The sequence below is a fragment of the Aminobacter ciceronei genome (genome assembly GCF_014138625.1).
In the GTDB taxonomy this organism is placed as follows: domain Bacteria; phylum Pseudomonadota; class Alphaproteobacteria; order Rhizobiales; family Rhizobiaceae; genus Aminobacter; species Aminobacter ciceronei.
The window spans coordinates 41,116-61,027 of sequence record NZ_JACJHY010000012.1; the positions used below are offsets into that span (position 1 = coordinate 41,116).

Below are 19,912 nucleotides of genomic sequence, written 5' to 3' on the forward strand. Positions count from 1 at the left end.
ACCGAGACTTAGGGACGCGCTTGGCAATGTCCGAGGCCGTGCCTATGTTAGGGGCAAGCTTACTCTCACCATACGCGCCCCTCGTGGGCGCCAACGGGAAACTCGATGAATCCGAACTATCGCAACTTCGCGCTGTGGGCGATCATAGCCGTTCTGCTCATCGCCCTGTTCAATCTGTTCCAGACCCCGCAGACCCGCGGCGCGTCGAGCGAAGTGGCATATTCGCAGTTCCTCCAGGATCTGGACTCTGGCCGCGTCAAGACGGTGACGATTGCCGGTGACCGCATCAGCGGTACCTATATCGACAACTCGACAGGCTTCCAGACCTACTCGCCGGGCGACGCGACGCTGGTGTCGCGCCTCGAGCAGAAGAACGTCACCATCAACGCCCGCCCTGAAAATGACGGTTCGGGCTCGATCTTCTCGGTGCTCTTGTCCTGGCTGCCGATGATCCTGATCCTCGGCGTGTGGATCTTCTTCATGCGCCAGATGCAGTCGGGTTCCGGCCGCGCCATGGGCTTCGGCAAGTCCAAGGCCAAGCTTCTGACCGAAGCACACGGCCGCGTCACCTTCGGCGATGTCGCCGGTGTCGACGAAGCCAAGGAAGACCTGGAAGAGATCGTCGAGTTCCTGCGCGACCCGCAGAAGTTCCAGCGCCTCGGCGGCAAGATCCCGCGAGGCGTGCTGCTCGTCGGCCCTCCCGGTACCGGCAAGACGCTGCTTGCCCGCTCGGTCGCCGGTGAAGCCAATGTGCCGTTTTTCACCATCTCGGGTTCTGACTTCGTCGAAATGTTCGTCGGCGTCGGTGCAAGCCGCGTCCGCGACATGTTCGAGCAGGCCAAGAAGAACGCGCCTTGCATCATCTTCATCGACGAAATCGACGCCGTCGGCCGCCATCGTGGCGCTGGCCTCGGCGGTGGCAACGACGAACGCGAGCAGACGCTGAACCAGTTGCTGGTCGAAATGGACGGCTTCGAGGCCAACGAGTCGATCATCCTGATCGCCGCGACCAACCGTCCCGACGTTCTCGATCCCGCGCTGCTGCGTCCGGGCCGCTTCGACCGCCAGGTCGTTGTGCCGAACCCGGACATCGTCGGTCGCGAGAAGATCCTCAAGGTTCACGTTCGCAACGTGCCGTTGGCGCCCAATGTCGACCTCAAGACGGTCGCACGCGGCACCCCCGGCTTCTCCGGCGCCGACCTGATGAACCTGGTCAACGAATCCGCCCTGATGGCTGCGCGCCGCAACAAGCGCCTGGTCACCATGCAGGAATTCGAGGACGCCAAGGACAAGATCATGATGGGCGCCGAGCGCCGCTCCTCGGCCATGACCCAGGCCGAGAAAGAGCTGACTGCCTATCACGAATCCGGCCACGCCATCCTGGCGCTCAACGTGCCGGCCGCCGACCCGCTGCACAAGGCGACCATCATCCCACGCGGCCGCGCATTGGGCATGGTCATGCAGCTGCCGGAAGGCGACCGCTACTCGATGAGCTACAAGTACATGATCTCGCGTCTGGCGATCATGATGGGCGGTCGCGTTGCCGAGGAGTTCAAGTTCGGCAAGGAGAACATCACGTCCGGTGCCTCCTCCGACATCGAGCAGGCGACCAAGCTGGCGCGCGCCATGGTCACCCGCTGGGGCTTCTCCGACAAGCTTGGCCACGTCGCTTACGGCGACAACCAGGAAGAGGTGTTCCTCGGCCACTCGGTGGCCCGCACCCAGAACATCTCGGAAGAGACTGCCCAGATCATCGACGCCGAAGTGCGCCGTCTGATCGATGAGGCCTATTCGACGGCCAGGACCATCCTGACCAAGAAGAAGAAGGACTGGATCGCACTCGCCGAAGGCCTGCTCGAATACGAGACGCTGTCGGGCGAAGAGATCAAGCAGTTGATCGCCGGCAGCAAGCCCGCCCGCGACATGGGTGACGACACCCCGCCGTCGCGCGGCTCGGCCGTGCCGAAGGCCGGTTCGACCCGCGGCAAGAAGAAGGGTTCGGAGCCCGAAGGCGGCATGGAACCCCAGCCGTCGAGCTGAGGCCCGGACAGCGGTACTGAATGAAAAACGCCGTCGAGGAAACTCGGCGGCGTTTTTGCATTCTGGGCGGTCGCAGACTGCCTCCAAGCAGATGACCGTTTCCGCCAAGTTTTCGCAGAGGTCATCGGCACGCTGCCGCCAATGTTCGGGCACGCATCCGAATCGCATCCAGTCGGCAGACCGAAGCGGAACAGATTATGGTCGCATCGCGTCGTTCACTGCTCAAACTGGGATTGACCGGCATGCTCATCCCTCAGCGATCCTTGGCCTTTGCGGTCGACGCAAGGAACCCGTCTTTCGAAGACTGGCGCCGCAACTTCGCAGCCGGCATTGCTGCACGGATGAAGGCGGCAAACGTCGTGGGCGCGGCCGTTGTAATCGCATCCAGGGAAAACACCACGCTCTTCGCCGAGGCCTTCGGCTTCGCCGACCTGAAACAGCAGCGAAAGCTCACCACCGACACCCCGATGCACCTGGCGTCCATAAGCAAGCTTTTCACGGCTTCCGCCCTGGTGCAGCTGTTCGAACGCAAGGGTCTCGACCTGCAGGGCGACGTCAGCGGGTTCATCGATTTTCAGGTCCGCAACCCGCACCATCCACAGTTGCCGATCACGCCGCACCACCTTTTGACCCACACATCGGGCATTTTCGACGAAGGCCATGGCGACGTTTCTTTCCCGGGCGATCCCACGCAGAGCCTGTCGGACTTCCTGCGGAACTATCTTGTGAGTGGCGGCAGCACCTATGCACCCGGGACATCCTTCCTCCAGGCGGAGCCGGGCACAAAGTGGGAATACAGCAACGTCTCCATTGCGCTCGCGAGCTACGTCGTCGAACGCGTCAGCGGGACGAGCTTCCCGGCTTACGTCAAGGAGAACATTCTCGACCCGATCGGCGTCATCAATGCCCATTGGTATCTGAGGCAATTTCAGCGCGATGTGCTTGCCAAGCCCTACAGCTTCGAGGACGGCACGTTCGTCGAACTGCCGCAGCAGGGTTATCCCGACGTTCCGGCCGGACTGCTACGCTGCTCGGTGAGCGACCTCGTCAAGTCGCTGCATGCCATGCTGTGGGGAAGCCATAATGCCGTCCTGTCCCAGCGAGCATCCGCCGAAATGCTGCGCAGGCAGGTCGACCCGAAGATCTACCCTTATCAAGGGCTCGGCTGGACCGAAGAGGAAAGTGCCAGCCGCAAAGTCGTCGGCCACACAGGCAGCGACAACCGCGCCTCCAACATCGTGGCGCTGTCGGAGGACCAGAACCACGTGGCGGCACTTCTCATGAACAACGATGGCACTCTAGAGAGCGGCGCGTTCCGGGCGTCGGTGATCGACGACCTACTGGCCGGCGCGAAACTTGCGACGTGAGTCGATAGCGTTCTCAGGGAGCCGCCGCTGAGGACACCCAGCGGCGGTTTTGCATCTTCGGTTCAGCAGCCGGCGATGCTCAGTTTCGGCTGCCCAGCGCCACCCGGCATGCCAGCCCGGCAAAGACACTGGCGAGGAAATATTGAGGAAGCCTGCCCAGCCGCACCAATCCGCCTGCCCGCTGGCGCAGGTGGCTGCTCAGCAGGATGACCGAGCCGTTGACGATGAAGCCGATCCCGTTGAGCACGGTCGCCAGCACCAGCGTCTGCACGATCATCGATCCGGTGTCGGGACGGATGAACTGCGGAAACAGCGCCAGCACGAACAACGCCATCTTGGGGTTGAGCAGGTTGGTGGCAAGCCCTGCGCCGAGGATGCGCCTTGACGAGAACCGCTTGAGACCGGACACCGGCGCAAAGGCCGATGTCTCGGAGCGCAGCGTCTTCCAGGCAAGGTAGAGCAGATAGGCGCAACCGGCCCAGCGCACGATCTCGTAGGCGACAGGCACTGCCACAAACAGCTGCGAAAGCCCGAGGGCCGCGGCCAGCGCATGGCAATAGGTGCCGAGCGCGATGCCGAGATAGGTCAGGAAACCCGCCGAGCGCCCCTGGCTGATGCTGCGCGAGGCGATGAGCAGCATGTCGGGACCGGGCGTGGCGGTCAGAACCACCGATGCGGCGGCAAAAAGCATGAGTGTGGAGAGTTCCGGCATATCGTGTTCCTTCGAGTGAGCCGGAGTTCCTGTCTAGCTGGATTCAAGGAATTGGCAAGGTGGCGCCTTCTGCATCTGCGCCCGACAGCCAAGCAACTTCTGCAACCAGTGCGATATGGATCCTGTCGGGCTCCAACAAACGGTTTGCCCAAATTGGAGCCGCGCCACGTTTGTAGCCTGGCATCAGGGGGCCGAGAAAGGCCAACCCACCTTCAAGTCGGGGAGACTGCCGCGAAAAACCCCAACCCTTTTCTAAGCTTTTGTGACATAAAATCACCAAATGTGATGCGTTGGTCGGCCCGCGTTGTGGCAAAGCAGGCGCGGGTGGACTCCACGGGGACAGGCTAACATGGCTGGACGCTATTTCGGCACCGACGGCATTCGCGGACGGGCCAACAAATTTCCGATGACCGCTGAGGTTGCGATGAAGGTCGGCATGGCTGCCGGCCTGTCGTTCCAGCGCGGCAATCACCGCCACCGCGTCGTGCTTGGCAAAGACACGCGCCTGTCGGGCTACATGATCGAGAACGCGCTGGTGTCGGGCCTGTGCGCAGCCGGCATGGACGTGTTCCTGCTCGGCCCGATCCCGACGCCGGCTGTCGCCATGCTTGTGCGTTCGCTGCGCGCCGACATCGGCGTGATGATCTCGGCATCGCACAATCCCTACCACGACAACGGCATCAAGCTGTTCGGCCCAGACGGCTACAAGCTCTCCGACGAGATCGAGGAACGCATTGAGGCGATGCTCGACCAGGATGTCGAGGCGCTGCTCGCCGATTCCGACGGGCTCGGCCGGGCAAAGCGCGTCGATGGCGTGCATGACCGCTACATCGAATTCGCCAAGCGCACCCTGCCGCGCTCGATGTCTCTGTCGGGCCTGCGCATCGTCGTCGACTGCGCCAACGGCGCAGCCTACAAGGTGGCGCCTGCCGCCCTTTGGGAACTCGGCGCCGAGGTGATCCCGATCAATGTCGAGCCCAACGGCTTCAACATCAACGCCGAATGCGGCTCGACCCATCCGGCCGGCCTGCAAAAGAAGATCCACGAGGTTCGCGCCGACATCGGCATCGCGCTTGACGGCGACGCCGACCGCGTCGTCATCGTCGACGAAAACGGCACCGTCGTCGACGGCGATCAGATCATGGCGCTGATCGCGCAATCCTGGCAGCAGAGCGGCCGTCTCGCCGGCGGCGGCGTCGTGGCGACCGTGATGTCGAACCTCGGCCTGGAGCGCTATCTCGGCGAGCTCAACCTCGAACTGCATCGCACCAAGGTCGGCGACCGCTATGTCGTCGAGCACATGCGCGCGCATGGCCTGAACATCGGCGGCGAGCAGTCGGGCCACATCGTTTTGACCGACTACTCGACCACGGGCGACGGGCTGGTGGCGGCGCTGCAGGTGCTTGCCTGCATCAAGCGCTCCAACAAGCCGATGAGCGAGCTCAGCCGCACCTTCGAGCCGGTGCCGCAGTTGCTCAAGAACGTCCGCTTCTCCGGCGGCAAGCCGCTGGAGGAGACACTGGTGAAGGCGGCGATCGAAGACGGCCGCAACCGGCTGGGCAAGACCGGTCGTCTGGTGATCCGCCCGTCGGGCACCGAGCCCCTGATCCGCGTGATGGCCGAAGGCGACGACCCGCAACTGGTCGAAACCGTGGTCAACGACATCGTCGGCGTCATATCGGAAAGCCGCTCGGCCGCCTGAGCCAAGATATCTGAGAGACACTGAAAGGCCCGCCTCTGGCGGGCTTTTTTTGTTGTTCAAAAGCTTGAGGCCACAACCTCGGCAACCATTGAGCGCAGGCAAACATGGTTAATCGCCAGGGTTAAGCGGGCCTTAACCTATACCAAGCATTATCCATCCCGGTTAGTGACGTCGGGCGCGTAGCGGGTCCGCAAGTATAGGGTTATGGGCAATGTTCAATATTGGAAGGAACGCATTATTCGCCGCGCTGCTCGTCGGGGTCGCCGGGCCGGCTTTCGCCGCCGACATGCCCGAGCCGATCATCGAGGTCGAGCAGCCATCCTATGGCGGCTGGTATCTGCGCGGCCACATCGGCATGAGCAACCAGCGCATCAAGCGACTGGAATCGCCGCTGTTCGACATCCCGTTCGAACATGGCTGGTACGATGACGGCAGCTTCGGCTCGGCGCCGACTTTCGGCCTCGGCGTCGGCTATCAGTTCAACGACTTCCTGCGTGGCGACATCACCGCCGAGTATCGCGGCGCGGCGGACTTCACCGCACAGGACTGGCTGAGGGCCACGGCTCCCGGTGATCCGGTAACAACCAACGACTATCGCGGCAGAAAGTCGGAATGGCTGTTCCTGGCCAACGCCTATGCCGACGTCGGCACGTTCTATGGCATCACGCCATATGTCGGTGCGGGTATCGGCGCGTCGCGCAACACGATCTCCAGCTTCACCGACACCAACCCGCAGACGGGCGGTGGCGCTTATGCCGCCGACAAGTCGCGCTGGGATCTCGCCTGGGCACTTCATGCCGGTCTCGGCATCAAGGCCACCGAGCGCATGACCATCGACCTCGGCTACAGCTTCGTCAATCTCGGCGACGGCCAGACCGGTGAGTTGAAGAACGTCGACCCGTCCTTCCCCTTCCCGCCTGCCAATGACGGCATCCGGTTCAAGGACATCACCTCGCACGACTTCAAGCTTGGTGTCCGCTACTCGCTGAACTAACCGTCCAAGCGGATTTTCCTGACACCAAACCGCCCGGCTCGCCGGGCGGTTTTTCTTTGCGGCGACGTCCGCAAACACCAGCTAACCATCTGTTATCCTTAACTGTGACTTAACCTCTATGGTTAATGATGAGCTGAACGGCTGCTGGGCTCATCGGCAACATCTGGCGCCATTTCGGGAGAATGCGATCATGACCTTGACGTCTCGCATAGCGCTGGCACTGGCCGCGACCATGCTTTGGCCACTTGCAGCCGGCGCTGCCGACTACGACCCGCCAATCGCCATCGACGAGGCCCCGGAATATGTCCCGGTCGAAGTCGGTTCCGGCTGGTACCTGCGCGGCGACGTCGGCTACAACATCACCAAGTCGCCCTACGACTTCACGCTGTTCGGTGTTAAATCCGACAGCACCAGCATCACCGGCAGCATCGGTGCGGGCTATCATTTCAGTGATTTCCTGCGCGGTGAGCTCAATGTCGGCTTCCTGGGCACCGACAGTTTCAGCGCTTCGGATGCCGACACCACCGTCTCGCTGAAGAACAGCTTCTGGAACGGCATGGCAAATGTCTATGCCGATCTCGGCACCGTCGCCGGCTTCACGCCCTATGTCGGCGCCGGCCTGGGCCTGATCTATTCAAGCCAGCGCGTGAGCATCGACGATGTCGACCCGACACTCGACTTCTATGCCCGCGACGCGCAATACAAGGTCGCATACTCGGTCGGCGCCGGTGTCGCATATCGCGTCGCCCAGAATACCTCGATCGACGTCGGCTACCAGTATCTGAGCGCGCCCGATCTGGAATACATGGATTTCAGCACGCTCACCACCAAGAAAGGCCTCGACTACCACCAGGTCAAGGTCGGCCTGCGCTACGATCTTTGGTAAGCGCCTGATCTCCCCTAAGATGATGACAGCGGCGGGCTATTGCCCGCCGTTCGCTTTCTAGAAGCGCTGCGTTCTCTCGAAGAAGCCAGCCGTGCCTCACATCCGGCTTTTTGCTGCCGGGATGCATGAGGCGCCGCGCTTGAGATCGTATATCCTGACAGTCGGCGCGACGAAGCCGTAGTCCCCATAGAGCCGGGAAATCGTTGCGACAGCATACCCGTCGAGGCAATGGAATATCGATGCCAGCTCGTAGACTTGCGAGTCTTGTGCTCTCAGCTCGCCACCGCGCAAATAGCGCTCGAATCTGAGCGACAGCAGATAGTCATACGAGGCCAGCGCTTCATAGTCCCATGTCTGCGCCACTGGATGACCGATCGGATAGTCGGAGACCACATTGGTCATCCCGTTTGCCGTCAGGAATTCGACTGCCCTCGTCCGCGTGTCCTTGCCGGGATTCATGTTCCGAACATAGGAAATCCCCGCATGTGCTGTGACCGTCAGCGCAACAAGGGCCAACACCATGGCCCCGGCTCGGCTTCGAATGGCGACCGAGCGCGAGCAGGCAATCCCAGCGGCGAGCAGGAAATAGATGACAACTGGAAGCACATAGCGCATCTGCCCCACGATCTTGAGCGGCGAGAGCTCAAGCGCGAACAACCATATGATCGCGGCCGCCGCAAAGGCTGCCACTTGCCGGTCTCGGTCCTTGACCAGCGCCAAACAGATTGCCCCGAGACCGATCAGAAACGTCATCGCCGTGATGCTTGGAAGCAGGTGGTGACGCAGATGGGTGAATCCATAGCCTGCCCAGACCCATTCCTTGAGGTCATGACCATCCTCGGCATGCCTGAGTTCCCTTGCGAGGCCAGTCAACACATCGCCAAGACCGGTTCCGCTTTCGCCCGCGAAGGAGACGAGCAGAACGGCGAGAATGGTGGCGGCGCCCGCGACGACCACCAATGCGCCCCCCCTCACGCCTAACCGGCAGTACCACAGGGCAAAGGCGAACAACCCGACGCTGTTCAGGAAACCAACATACTTGGCCGACGGCGCAAGACCGAGAGCAATGCCCAAATAGATCAGATTGTGCAGGTCGGTTCTTTCCACAAGCCGCACCAGCGCGTGGAGGCCAAGGCAAATGGCGAGCACGAGCAACGCATCTTCCTTGAAAAAATGGGCGTGCACGGCGATTGCCGGAGACGACGCGAAAACGCAACTCCAGATAACGGACTGCAGGCGATCAATGTAGCGCGCCATGACAAGGTAGAAAAGCGCGCTTGCGGCCGTCATTGCCATGACACTGACGAAGCGGCCGGCCCAAAGCCGATCCAGGTCGCTGGAAGCCGACACGAGCCACACAACGCCCCTCGCCAGAACGATCAGTAACGGTGGGTGGAAATAATTGTTGGGCTTGTCCGCGACCAGTGCCACCTTCGTTGGTTCGTCGACATGGGCGCCATAGAGGAAGTCGAGATTGTAGAATCCGAGGGCCAGAGAAATGCCGACGATTGCAGCCAGCGAAGCCACGGTCACGGCTTGCGGACGAGCGGCAATCAGCCCCTGAAACCGCAGTCCGAGTGAAAACACGTGAGCCACGAACCACCCCGCCAATGCAAGCCCTGCAAACCGATGCCCGTTCTGCGTTAATTCCAATCGCCGCACAACCGCTGACATAAACCGGTCTTCCCTGTGCCCACAAAGAGCGTTGGAGGCATTTCCGCCACCTTCCCACCAGCCACTTCGTTATTGCAATTTCATCTTTCAGAATTTACGATTCTCTAAATTAGACTTCACTTGGGGGGGCGGACTTGCGTGAACAACTTCCGAAACGAGGGCGGCGGCCGGCGGGGACCGAGGCCGTGCATATGAGGTTTCCATCGACCGTGCTGGACGCCGTGGACGAATATCGCCGCAACAAGCAGAGCGACGCCAGCCGGCAGGAAGCCATCCGGGAGTTGCTCCACGACCATCTGGTCCATGCGGGCTATCTGCCGGCAGAGTAGGTGGCGATTTGCGGGCATGCCCGGTCGGCGACCAGCGCTGCCTGCATTTCCGCACCGTCACGGCATGTCCTCTTTGCGACAGAAACTTTCCTCTTGACGCCCGAACGCTAAACGCATATCGCCGTCCGTGGGCCACCCCTCCCCAACGAGGGGCCAACTATCTGGAAGGATAGAACCACGATGACGATCGTCGCCAAACCCGGACTCCGTCCGGCAAACCCCAATTTCTCCTCAGGTCCCTGCGCAAAACGTCCCGGCTGGTCGCTCCAGGCCCTCGCTGACGCGCCGCTCGGCCGCTCGCACCGTGCCAAGATCGGCAAGACCAAGCTCGAGCAGGCCATCGCGCTGACCCGCGAAGTTCTCCAGGTCCCATCGGACTACCGCATCGGCATCGTTCCGGCTTCCGACACCGGCGCCGTCGAGATGGCGATGTGGTCGCTGCTCGGCGAACGTGGCATCGACATGGTCGCCTGGGAGAGCTTCGGCGCAGGCTGGATCACCGACGTGGTCAAGCAGCTCAGGATCGAAGACGTGCGCAAGTTCGAGGCGCCCTATGGCGAGCTGCCCGATCTCGGCAAGGTCGATTTCGACCGCGACGTCGTCTTCACCTGGAACGGCACGACCTCGGGCGTGCGCGTCGCCAATGGCGACTTCATCCCCGCCGACCGCAAGGGCCTGACCATCTGCGACGCCACATCGGCGGCGTTCGCCCAGAAGCTCGATTTCCGGAAGCTCGACGTCGTCACCTTCTCCTGGCAGAAGGTGCTCGGCGGCGAAGGCGCCCACGGCATGCTGATCCTCAGCCCGCGCGCCGTCGAACGCCTTGAGAGCTACAAGCCGGCCTGGCCGCTGCCCAAGATCTTCCGCCTGACCTCGGGCGGCAAGCTGATCGAAGGCATCTTCAAGGGCGAGACCATCAACACCCCGTCGATGCTCTGCGTCGAGGATTATCTCGACGCGCTGAACTGGGCCAAGGGCCTGGGCGGCCTCGATGCGCTTGTTGCCCGCGCCGACGCGAACTTCGCGGCCATCGACGCGTTCGTCGAAAAGTCCGGCTGGCTCGCCAACCTGGCCGTCGTTGCGGAGACGCGCTCCAACACCTCGGTCTGCCTGTCGATCGTCGACCCTGAGGTCGCCGCTCTCGACAAGGACGGTCAGGCGGCCTTCGCCAAGGGCATGGTTTCAGCGCTGGAAAAGGAAGGCGTCGCCTTCGACATCGGCGCCTATCGCGACGCGCCGCCCGGCCTGCGCATTTGGGCCGGCGCCACCGTCGAGACGTCCGATCTGGTGGCGCTGATGCCCTGGCTCGACTGGGCCTTCGCCAACCAGAAGGCAGCGCTCAAGGCTGCGGCCTGACGCCCTTGCCCTCCCCCGCGCGGGGGAGGTCGATCCGCACGGCGGATTGGGATTGGGGGCGCATCAGACTTTGCTCCCATCCCCGCGTTCAACCCATTCCCCCACCCGGTCGCTTCGCGACCGACCTCCCCACAAGGGGGAGGCAGACCAATCGCAAAGGGATTAAGACCCATGCCTCGCGTTCTCGTTTCCGACAAACTCTCCACCACCGCCGTCCAGATTTTCAAGGATCGTGGCGTCGAGGTCGACTACCTGCCCGACCTCGGCAAGGACAAGGAAAAGCTGCTCGAAGTCATCGGCCAATATGACGGCCTGGCCATCCGCTCGGCGACCAAGGTCACCGAAAAGCTGATCGCTGCAGCGACCAATCTCAAGGTCATCGGCCGCGCCGGCATAGGCGTCGACAATGTCGATATTCCTGCCGCCTCGCGGCGCGGTATCATCGTCATGAACACGCCCTTTGGCAATTCGATCACCACCGCCGAACACGCCATCGCGCTGATGTTCGCGGTCGCCCGCCAGTTGCCCGAGGCCAATGCCTCGACCCATGCCGGCAAGTGGGAGAAGAACCGCTTCATGGGCGTCGAGATCACCGGCAAGACGCTCGGCCTGATCGGCTGCGGCAACATCGGCTCGATCGTCGCCACGCGCGCCGTCGGCCTCAAGATGCATGTCGTTGCCTTCGATCCGTTCCTGTCCGAGCATCGCGCCGAAGAACTCGGCGTCGAAAAGGTCGAGCTCGACGAGCTGTTCGCCCGCGCCGACTTCATCACGCTGCATACGCCACTGACCGACAAGACGCGCAACATCATCAACGCCGAGTCCATCGCCAAGATGAAGACGGGCGTGCGCATCATCAACTGCGCCCGCGGCGGCCTGATCGTCGAGAAGGACCTGATCGCCGGCCTGAAAAGCGGCAAAGTGGCAGGCGCCGGCATCGACGTGTTCGAGGTGGAACCGGCTGAGCAAAACGAACTATTCGGCATGGACAACGTCGTCTGCACCCCGCATCTCGGCGCCTCGACCTCGGAAGCGCAGGAGAACGTCGCCTTGCAGGTGGCCGAGCAGATGGCCGACTATCTGGTCAAGGGTGCTGTTTCCAACGCCATCAACATGCCGTCCATCACCGCTGAGGAAGCGCCGCGGCTCAAGCCCTTCGTCAAGCTCGCCGAAGTGCTCGGCGCCTTTGTCGGCCAGGTGACGGAAGACCCGATCACCGAGGTCGAGATCCTGTTCGACGGCCAGACCGCACAGATGAACACCAAGGCGCTGATCAGTGCTGCGCTCGCCGGCCTGATCCGGCCGCAGGTCTCCGACGTCAACATGGTGTCGGCGCCGATCATGGTGAAGGAGCGCGGCATCATCGTCGCCGAGGTCAAGCGCGACAAGTCGGGCGTGTTCGACGGATACATCAAGCTGAGCGTGAAGACCGAGCATATGACGCGCTCGATCGCCGGCACGTGCTTCTCCGACGGCAAGCCGCGTTTCATCCAGATCAAGGGCATCAATCTCGATGCCGAGGTCGGCCAACACATGCTCTATACCACCAACGCCGACGCGCCTGGCATCATCGGCCTGCTCGGCACCGTGTGCGGCGAGAGCGGCGTCAACATCGCCAACTTCCAGCTCGGCCGCGACCGGCCGGGTGGCAATGCGATCGCCTTGCTCTATCTCGACGCACCGTTCCCCGAAGACGTGCTCGCCAAGGTGCGCGACCACAAGTCGATCGACTCGGCCAAGCGCCTGCAGTTCGACATCAACGGGATCTGACAAAGCCTCCCAAGGCACCAAAGGGCGCGGGCCGATCCCCGCGCCTTTTCTTTTCAGGCATCGGAGCTGTGTTCTTCGGCAGCCAAAAGCTCCTCGGCGCTCGCCATTTTCCGCCCGGAGTGCTCGGCAAGCCAGATGCCGCCAAGCACCAGCACGATGGCGACTGCGTGGTAGAGCTGGAAGTCCTCGCCGATGATCATCACCGACAACAACGTGCCAAAGATCGGCACCATGTTGATGAACAGGCCCGCACGATTGGCGCCGATGAGTTCGACACCCCTGATGTAGAAGATCTGCGCCAGGATCGAGGGAAACAGCACCATGTAGGCGGTGATCGCCCAGCCCGTCGCATCGGGCGCGATGGCCCTGCCAGTGCCGATTTCCCAGGCGACGAACGGAAGCGAGGTGACGAATGCGGCCGATGTCATGACGATCATCAGGCTCAGCCAGTGGATGTCCGGCTTGAAGCGCAGCGCAACCGTGTAGGCACTGTAGACGAGAACGGCGATCAGCATCAGCGCATCGCCGAAATTCATGTCGAGCGCGAGCAAGCTCCTGAGATCGCCATGGCTGGCGGTCAGCGCGATGCCTGTCAGCGACAACAGGAAGCCCAGAATCTGGCCCCAGCTGACCCGCATGCGAAACAGGATGAAGTTGGCAGCAAAGATGACCATGGGCATGCCCGCCTGCTCGATGCTGGCATTGATGGCCGAGGTGAAATTGAGCGCGGAATAGAGGGCGGCATTGAAGGCGGTGAAGCCTAACCCGCCCAAGGCGACAAGCAGCCAGAGTTGCCTGCGCGCCACCGCCCAGTCCACCCGGAGCCTGGACCAGCCGACGGCGCCGAGAAATGCGGCGGCGAACGCCCAGCGCAATGAGGTCAAAAGCATCGGCGAGGCGTGGCCCACGGCAAGCTTGCCCGCCACCGCATTGCCACCCCAGAACAGGGTAGTCGCCAACAGCAGGACATAGGCGTTTCGATGCATGCGGCCGGACTTTCGCTGGCGAGGGGCACCATGCCGACCTAGGTGCTGGCTGTCGGCATGTAAATGCGCCCAAAGGCTGAATTTGTTGTGCCTGAGGCGGCAAAGAAAGGTCGCACATCCAATTGCTTGGCGTTATAGAGGCCTGTCATTTTGCACTGTTCGCGGCCTCAGCCGCGATGTCGGAAGGAAAATATTATGGCCAATGTGGTGGTCGTCGGTTCCCAGTGGGGCGACGAAGGCAAGGGCAAGATCGTCGACTGGCTGTCGGAGCGCGCCGATGTGGTGGTGCGTTTCCAGGGCGGGCATAATGCCGGCCATACGCTGGTGGTCGACGGTGTGGTCTACAAGCTGTCGCTGCTGCCATCCGGCGTCGTGCGCGAGGGCAAGCTGTCGATCATCGGCAATGGCGTGGTCTTCGACCCGCATGCCTTTGTCGCCGAGATCGAGAAAATCCGCGCCCAGGGCGTCGAGATCGGCCCCGATCGCCTGAAAATAGCCGAAAACACCGCGCTTATCCTGTCGCTGCATCGTGAGCTGGATGGCTTCCGCGAGGACGCCGCCTCCAATTCCGGAACGAAGATTGGCACGACCCGTCGCGGCATCGGCCCCGCCTACGAAGACAAGGTGGGCCGCCGTGCCGTCAGGGTGATGGACTTGGCGGATTTGGAAACGCTCCCCCAGAAGGTCGACCGTTTGCTGACGCACCACAATGCCATGCGCCGCGGGCTTGGCCATCCCGAGGTGACGCACGACGTCATCATGGCCGAGCTGACCTCGATCGCCGACAAGATCCTGCCCTACATGGACCGCGTCTGGAAGGTGCTCGACGACAAGCGTCGCGCCGGCGAACGCATCCTGTTCGAAGGCGCCCAGGGCACCCTGCTCGACATCGACCACGGCACCTATCCGTTCGTGACCTCGTCGAACACAGTCGCCGGCCAGGCGGCAGCGGGTTCCGGCATGGGCCCGGGCTCGATCCACTACGTGCTCGGCATCACCAAGGCCTACACCACCCGCGTCGGCGAGGGCCCCTTCCCGACCGAGCAACAGAACGAAGTCGGCGAATTCCTCGGCACCCGCGGCCACGAATTCGGCGTCGTCACCGGCCGCAAGCGCCGCTGCGGCTGGTTCGATGCCGTGCTGGTGCGCCAGGCGGTTGCCGTCAACGGCATCAAGGGCATCGCCTTGACCAAGCTCGACGTGCTCGACGGTCTCGACGAGATCAAGGTCTGCACCGGCTATATGCTCGACGGCGAACTGATCGACTACCTGCCGGCGAGCCAGGGCGCCCAGGCGCGTGTCGAGCCGGTCTACGAGACGCTGGAAGGCTGGAAGGGCACCACCGCGGGCGCCCGCAGCTGGAACGACCTGCCGGCCCAGGCGGTAAAGTATGTGCGCTACATCGAGGAGCTGATCGGCGCCCCGGTGGCCATGCTTTCCACCAGCCCGGAGCGGGATGACACGATACTTGTGACCGATCCGTTTGAAGACTAGTTTTGGCAACTTTCCGGCGGCTGATTTGCCGCCGGAATCGCCGCGGCCCAGAAGAAGAGATAGGTCGACGAGAGAATGGCAGACTTCGTAGCGGTTCTGAAAAAGACGCTGGATGGCATGGGCGACACCACGCCGGCGATGCGCGCGCGGGTGTATGACAAGGCCCGCAGCACCATCGCGGCCAAGCTCGCCGCGCTCAACCCGCAGCCGCCCGCAGCCGTTGCCGAACGCCAGACCAAGTCGCTCGAGGACGCGATCGCGATCGTCGAGGCGGAATTCCATCCGCCCGTTGTGGAAGACGATCCGCTGGCCGAGCTGGAAAACGTCTTTACCTCGATCGCCCGCAACAAGGATCAGCCGGCCTATACCAGGGCAGCACCTGCACCGGAGCCACGCAGCCCGGTGACCCCGGTCGCGCCACCGCCTGCCGCAGACCCCATTCCGGCCTACACGCCGCAGCAGCGCGAGCCCCTGCCCGACTTCTCGGCAAGCGACGATGACGAAGCGCAGGACGGCGAAGGCGACAACAACTTCGGCGACGCCGCAGCCAACAATGGCGATCCATTCGCCAACACGCGGCAGAAGCCGCGCAAGCGCATCAGCGGCGGCCTTATCGCAGCGGCACTTGCCGTGGTGGTGGTCGGCGCCGGCGGCTATGCGCTGTGGTCCAACCGCGATGCCTTTGTCGGCAGTGGCGGCGACACGGCGGCGGAAACGCCCCCGCCAACGAATGAAGCAGCCACTCCTCCGCCCGCCAATGGCGGCCAGGCAGCACAAGCGCCGGCAAGCGACGAGCCCGGCAAGTTCACCCAGCGCATGACCGCGGATGGCAAGGAGGTCGATCCTGGCCCGGCCAGCGGCAGCAACACCGTCGGCGAAGGCACCTCGGTTGCAGCACTGACCCAGCCGGCTCCGGCAACGCCACCGGCGACGCCCGAGACCGCGCCGGCAACCCCTGCCACGCCCGCGACACCCGCCGAGGGAACACCGGCGACGACAACGCCTGCGGCAGGCGAAAACGCACCCGTGGCCGTCGGCCAGAAGGCGATCTTCTACGAAGAGCGCACCAACGTCGCCCAAGGCTCGGCTGAGCCGGGTTCCGTCGTCTGGACGGTGGTACAGGAATCGCCCGGCGGCGACCTGCCGCCCGAGCCTGCCATCCGCGCCGAAGCGACAATCCCCGGCAAGGACATCCAGTTGCGCATGACCATCCGCCGCAACGCCGACAAGACGCTGCCGGCGAGCCATATCCTGGAAATGATCTTCCTGACGCCTCAGGGCTTTGACGGCGGCGGCATCGAGAACATCCTGCGCGTGGCGATGAAGAGCTCGGAACAGGACGCCGGCAATTCGCTGCTCGGCATTCCGGCCAAGATCGCCGACGGCTTCTTCCTCGTAGCGCTCAACGACACCAAGGCCGAGGTCGACGCCAATCTGAACCTCCTGCGTCGGCAGAGCTGGATCGACGTGCCGGTCGTCTACAAGTCGGGCCGCCGCGCGCTGTTCACGCTCGAAAAGGGCATCCCTGGCGACAAGGTGTTCGAAGACGCGATGAAGGCTTGGCAGGCCAAGGAAGCCGGCTGATCTGGAGCTTTCGCTGGCGCGGATGATCATCCTCCGCGTCAGTAGCCTTGGAACGGCGCGCCTGCAGGGCAACTATGACCGCCGCGTGCACGACGACCGAGATGTACCTTTCGGTCCTAACGCCAGAGATTCCAGCCGGCGGCTTAAAGTAGAAACCCCTGAAGTAAGATGTTAGGCTGAAGAACGCGTTCGGCCGCGTCCAGGCTGACGGATATGACCCAGCCGACGGAAAGCCGAACGCCTTCGGTACATCATGTGCGCTGCGACGACAGATCTTCCGCATCTCGGCGCTTCCGTCGCACTCACCGACGGCGGCCTCGAGACAACGTTGGTCTTCCTGGACGGGATGGACCTGCCGTGTTTCGCGGCGTTTCCGCTGTTGCTCGATGCGGCCGGCCGCGACAGGCTCGACGGCTATTTCAGGCGCTTTCTCGATATCGCCGAGCAACACGGGGTGAGCTTCGTGCTGGACACGCCGACATGGCGGGCCAATCCCGACTGGGGCGAGAAGCTGGGCTACTCCCGCACGGCACTTTCGGACATTAATCGTCGCGCCGTCGCCCAGGCGAAAGCGCTGCGGGCGCCTTACGTTGCCCGCGGCATGACGGTGCCGGTCAACGGTGTGGTCGGCCCACGTGGCGACGGCTACCGTCCCGAGATGAAGATGACGCCGGTCGAGGCCTCGGACTATCATCGCGACCAGGTCGTCGCGTTCCGCGACGCCGGAGCCGACATGGTCAGCGCCGTGACCATGAACTACCCCGAGGAAGCGGTCGGCATCGCCTGTGCCGCCATGGGCGAGGGCCTGCCATCGGTGATCTCTTTCACGGTCGAGACTGACGGGCGATTGCCATCGGGCGAAAGCCTGGCGGAAGCGATCGAGATCGTCGATGACGAGACCGACGGCGCGCCCGCCTACTTCATGATCAACTGCGCCCATCCCAGCCATTTCCAGAACGTGCTGGCGGACGCCGGCAGCTGGGTCCAGCGTATTGGCGGCGTGCGGGCAAACGCATCGACAAAAAGCCACGCCGAACTCGATGCCGCAACAGAGCTCGACCCCGGCGATCCTGACGATCTCGCCCGCCGCTATCGCGCAATGCGGGACGGCTTCGGCCACATCAAGGTTCTTGGCGGTTGCTGCGGCACCGACCATCGCCATATCGCGGCGATCTGTGAAGCCTGCCTTTAGGCCCCTGGCTAGCCTTCCAGTTCCTCGCGCAGCATCTCCAGCTCCAGCCATTCCTCTTCGAGAGCGGTCAGCGTCGCGCGCTCCTTGTCGAGCGCGGCTATGGTCTTCTGGAAGCCGTGCGGGTCGCGCTCGTAGAAGGCCGGATCGGCGATCTGGTTTTCCAGCCGCGAGATCGAAGCGGTCACCGCCTCCATCTTCTTGGGCAGGCTTTCGAGCGCGAACTTCTGCTTGAACGACAGCTTTTTCGACGCGGCCTTGGGCGCTTCGGCCTCACTGCGGCCGGCTGAGGCCTGACCACTGGCCGCCTTGCGCGACTTGCGGTCATCGAGCTTGGTGCCTCCGCGCTGGGCCAGCATGTCGGCGTAGCCGCCGGCATACTCGATCCAGCGGCCCTCGCCGTCGGGCGCGATGATGCTGGTGACGGTGCGGTCAAGGAAATCGCGGTCGTGACTGACCAGGATGACGGTGCCGGCGAAACCGGCGACCAGTTCCTGAAGCAGTTCCAGCGTCTCCATGTCGAGATCGTTGGTCGGTTCGTCGAGCACCAGAAGGTTTGCCGGACGCGCCAGCACGCGCGCCAGGATCAGCCGGGCACGTTCGCCGCCGGAGAGTTCGCGCACCGGCGTCCGCGCCTGCTCGGGCTTAAACAGGAAGTCCTTCATGTAGGAGACGACGTGGCGCTGCTCGCCATTGATGACGAGGTTTTCGCCACGGCCATCGGTCAGGTAGCTCGACAGCGTCTCGTTCGGATCGACCGCCTCGCGCTTCTGGTCGAGGGTGGCGATCTCCAGATTGACGCCAAGCCGCACGCTGCCGGCATCGGGCTCCATCTCGCCGGTCAGCATCTTGAGCAAGGTCGTCTTGCCGGCGCCATTGGGGCCGACGAGACCGACGCGATCACCGCGCTGGATGCGGGTCGAGAAACCCTTGACGACTGAAAGCTCGCCAAAGCTCTTGTCGATATTCTTGGTCTCGATGATAAGCTTGCCGGATTCTGCCGCCTCGCTCGCAACCATGGTTGCCACGCCCTCGGCACCGCGATGGCTGCGGAACGTCTGGCGCATCGTCTGCAGCTCGCCGAGACGGCGCATGTTGCGCTTGCGCCGCGCCGTCACGCCATAGCGCAGCCAATGCTCCTCGCGCACGATCTGACGGCCTAACTTGTGCTGCTCGCGCTCCTCTTCCTCCAGGATCTGGTCCCGCCATTCCTCGAAATGGGCAAAGCCGCGGTCGAGCCGGCGCGTCTGGCCGCGATCGAGCCAGACGGTGTTGCGGCTGACGCGCTCGAGGAAACGGCGGTCGTGCGAGATCAGGATCAGCGCCGAGGAGGTGCGGATCAGTTCCTCTTCCAGCCATTCGATGACCGAGAGGTCGAGATGGTTGGTCGGCTCGTCGAGCAGCAGGATGTCGGGCTCGGGCGCCATGACGCGGGCAAGTGCTGCGCGGCGCGCCTCGCCGCCCGACAGGTCGCCCGGAGGCTCCTCGCCGGTCAGGCCGAGATGGTCGAGCAGATAGGTGGCGCGATGCGGATCGTCAGCAGGTCCGAGCCCGGCTTCGACATAGGCGCGGACAGAAGCGAAGCCGTCCATGTCGGGCATCTGCGGCAAGTAGCGGATGGTTGCCGTCGGCTGGCGGAACACCACGCCGTCCTGCGGCTCGATCATGCCCGCCGCGATCTTGAGCAGCGTCGACTTGCCCGAGCCGTTGCGGCCGACAAGCGCGATCTTGTCGCCGGCAGCGGCCGTCAGTGCGGCGCCATCGAGCAGCGGCGTGCCGCCAAAGGTCAGACGGATGCCGTCGAGATTGAGAAGCGGAGGCGCCATGTT

General features: G+C 63.3%; 15 protein-coding genes. 11 read left to right on the forward strand and 4 right to left on the reverse strand.

Annotation, left to right across the window (positions count from 1 at the left end; all coding sequences use genetic code 11):
- Nucleotides 1-105 precede the first annotated feature (105 nt).
- Both ftsH and HNQ95_RS13860 read left to right on the forward strand, forming a co-directional pair.
- Nucleotides 106-2,040, forward strand: coding sequence for an ATP-dependent zinc metalloprotease FtsH (gene ftsH / locus HNQ95_RS13855; protein WP_067956781.1), 1,935 nt, complete (start codon nucleotides 106-108; stop codon nucleotides 2,038-2,040).
- 341 nt (nucleotides 2,041-2,381) lie between these two features.
- Entirely contained in the window at nucleotides 2,382-3,407 is a 1,026-nt protein-coding gene (locus tag HNQ95_RS13860) for a serine hydrolase domain-containing protein (RefSeq protein WP_246719242.1), read from the forward strand.
- A gap of 79 nt (nucleotides 3,408-3,486) precedes the next feature.
- Here HNQ95_RS13860 and HNQ95_RS13865 read toward each other — a convergent pair whose 3' ends face one another.
- A complete protein-coding gene (locus HNQ95_RS13865) occupies nucleotides 3,487-4,119 on the reverse strand; it encodes a LysE family translocator (RefSeq protein ID WP_154386622.1) in 633 nt (210 codons plus the stop codon).
- Between the two features lie 349 nt (nucleotides 4,120-4,468).
- Here HNQ95_RS13865 and glmM point away from each other — a divergent pair, with 349 nt between their 5' ends.
- The 3 genes from glmM (at nucleotide 4,469) to HNQ95_RS13880 (ending at nucleotide 7,701) form a co-directional block, all read left to right on the forward strand.
- Nucleotides 4,469-5,821 (forward strand): phosphoglucosamine mutase, encoded by a 1,353-nt coding sequence (glmM, locus tag HNQ95_RS13870; RefSeq protein ID WP_067956772.1) that lies wholly within the window; start codon nucleotides 4,469-4,471, stop codon nucleotides 5,819-5,821.
- Nucleotides 5,822-6,032: 211 nt separating this feature from the next.
- Complete coding sequence (locus tag HNQ95_RS13875) at nucleotides 6,033-6,815, forward strand: outer membrane protein (protein ID WP_067956769.1); 783 nt, start codon at nucleotides 6,033-6,035, stop codon at nucleotides 6,813-6,815.
- Nucleotides 6,816-7,005: 190 nt separating this feature from the next.
- Entirely contained in the window at nucleotides 7,006-7,701 is a 696-nt protein-coding gene (locus HNQ95_RS13880; RefSeq protein ID WP_182574284.1) for an outer membrane protein, read from the forward strand.
- Between the two features lie 96 nt (nucleotides 7,702-7,797).
- Here the strand turns inward: HNQ95_RS13880 and HNQ95_RS13885 are convergent, their stop codons facing one another.
- Entirely contained in the window at nucleotides 7,798-9,375 is a 1,578-nt protein-coding gene (locus HNQ95_RS13885) for an ArnT family glycosyltransferase (RefSeq protein ID WP_083948450.1), read from the reverse strand.
- 191 nt (nucleotides 9,376-9,566) lie between these two features.
- On the opposite strand from HNQ95_RS13885, the gene HNQ95_RS13890 reads away from it, so the two are divergent.
- The 3 genes from HNQ95_RS13890 (at nucleotide 9,567) to serA (ending at nucleotide 12,830) form a co-directional block, all read left to right on the forward strand.
- Nucleotides 9,567-9,704 carry a hypothetical protein gene (locus HNQ95_RS13890; protein WP_169808307.1) on the forward strand — a complete coding sequence of 46 codons (138 nt, stop codon included), beginning with the start codon at nucleotides 9,567-9,569 and terminating at the stop codon, nucleotides 9,702-9,704.
- 180 nt (nucleotides 9,705-9,884) lie between these two features.
- Nucleotides 9,885-11,060 (forward strand): phosphoserine transaminase, encoded by a 1,176-nt coding sequence (locus tag HNQ95_RS13895; RefSeq protein ID WP_067956760.1) that lies wholly within the window; start codon nucleotides 9,885-9,887, stop codon nucleotides 11,058-11,060.
- 171 nt (nucleotides 11,061-11,231) lie between these two features.
- On the forward strand, nucleotides 11,232-12,830 hold the full coding sequence (serA, locus tag HNQ95_RS13900; RefSeq protein ID WP_154386623.1) for a phosphoglycerate dehydrogenase: 1,599 nt from the start codon (nucleotides 11,232-11,234) through the stop codon (nucleotides 12,828-12,830).
- 53 nt (nucleotides 12,831-12,883) lie between these two features.
- On the opposite strand, the gene HNQ95_RS13905 is transcribed toward serA, so the two are convergent.
- Entirely contained in the window at nucleotides 12,884-13,816 is a 933-nt protein-coding gene (locus HNQ95_RS13905; protein ID WP_154386624.1) for a DMT family transporter, read from the reverse strand.
- A gap of 195 nt (nucleotides 13,817-14,011) precedes the next feature.
- Between HNQ95_RS13905 and HNQ95_RS13910 the strand changes: the two genes are divergently transcribed.
- The 3 genes from HNQ95_RS13910 (at nucleotide 14,012) to HNQ95_RS13920 (ending at nucleotide 18,086) form a co-directional block, all read left to right on the forward strand.
- Nucleotides 14,012-15,310 (forward strand): adenylosuccinate synthase, encoded by a 1,299-nt coding sequence (locus HNQ95_RS13910; protein ID WP_067956749.1) that lies wholly within the window; start codon nucleotides 14,012-14,014, stop codon nucleotides 15,308-15,310.
- 75 nt (nucleotides 15,311-15,385) lie between these two features.
- A complete protein-coding gene (locus HNQ95_RS13915) occupies nucleotides 15,386-16,894 on the forward strand; it encodes a hypothetical protein (protein ID WP_154386625.1) in 1,509 nt (502 codons plus the stop codon).
- 253 nt (nucleotides 16,895-17,147) lie between these two features.
- Entirely contained in the window at nucleotides 17,148-18,086 is a 939-nt protein-coding gene (locus HNQ95_RS13920; protein ID WP_182574283.1) for a homocysteine S-methyltransferase family protein, read from the forward strand.
- A gap of 8 nt (nucleotides 18,087-18,094) precedes the next feature.
- Here the strand turns inward: HNQ95_RS13920 and HNQ95_RS13925 are convergent, their stop codons facing one another.
- Nucleotides 18,095-19,909, reverse strand: a complete 1,815-nt coding sequence (locus HNQ95_RS13925) for an ABC-F family ATP-binding cassette domain-containing protein (RefSeq protein WP_182574282.1) — start codon at nucleotides 19,907-19,909, stop codon at nucleotides 18,095-18,097.
- Nucleotides 19,910-19,912: the final 3 nt, after the last annotated feature.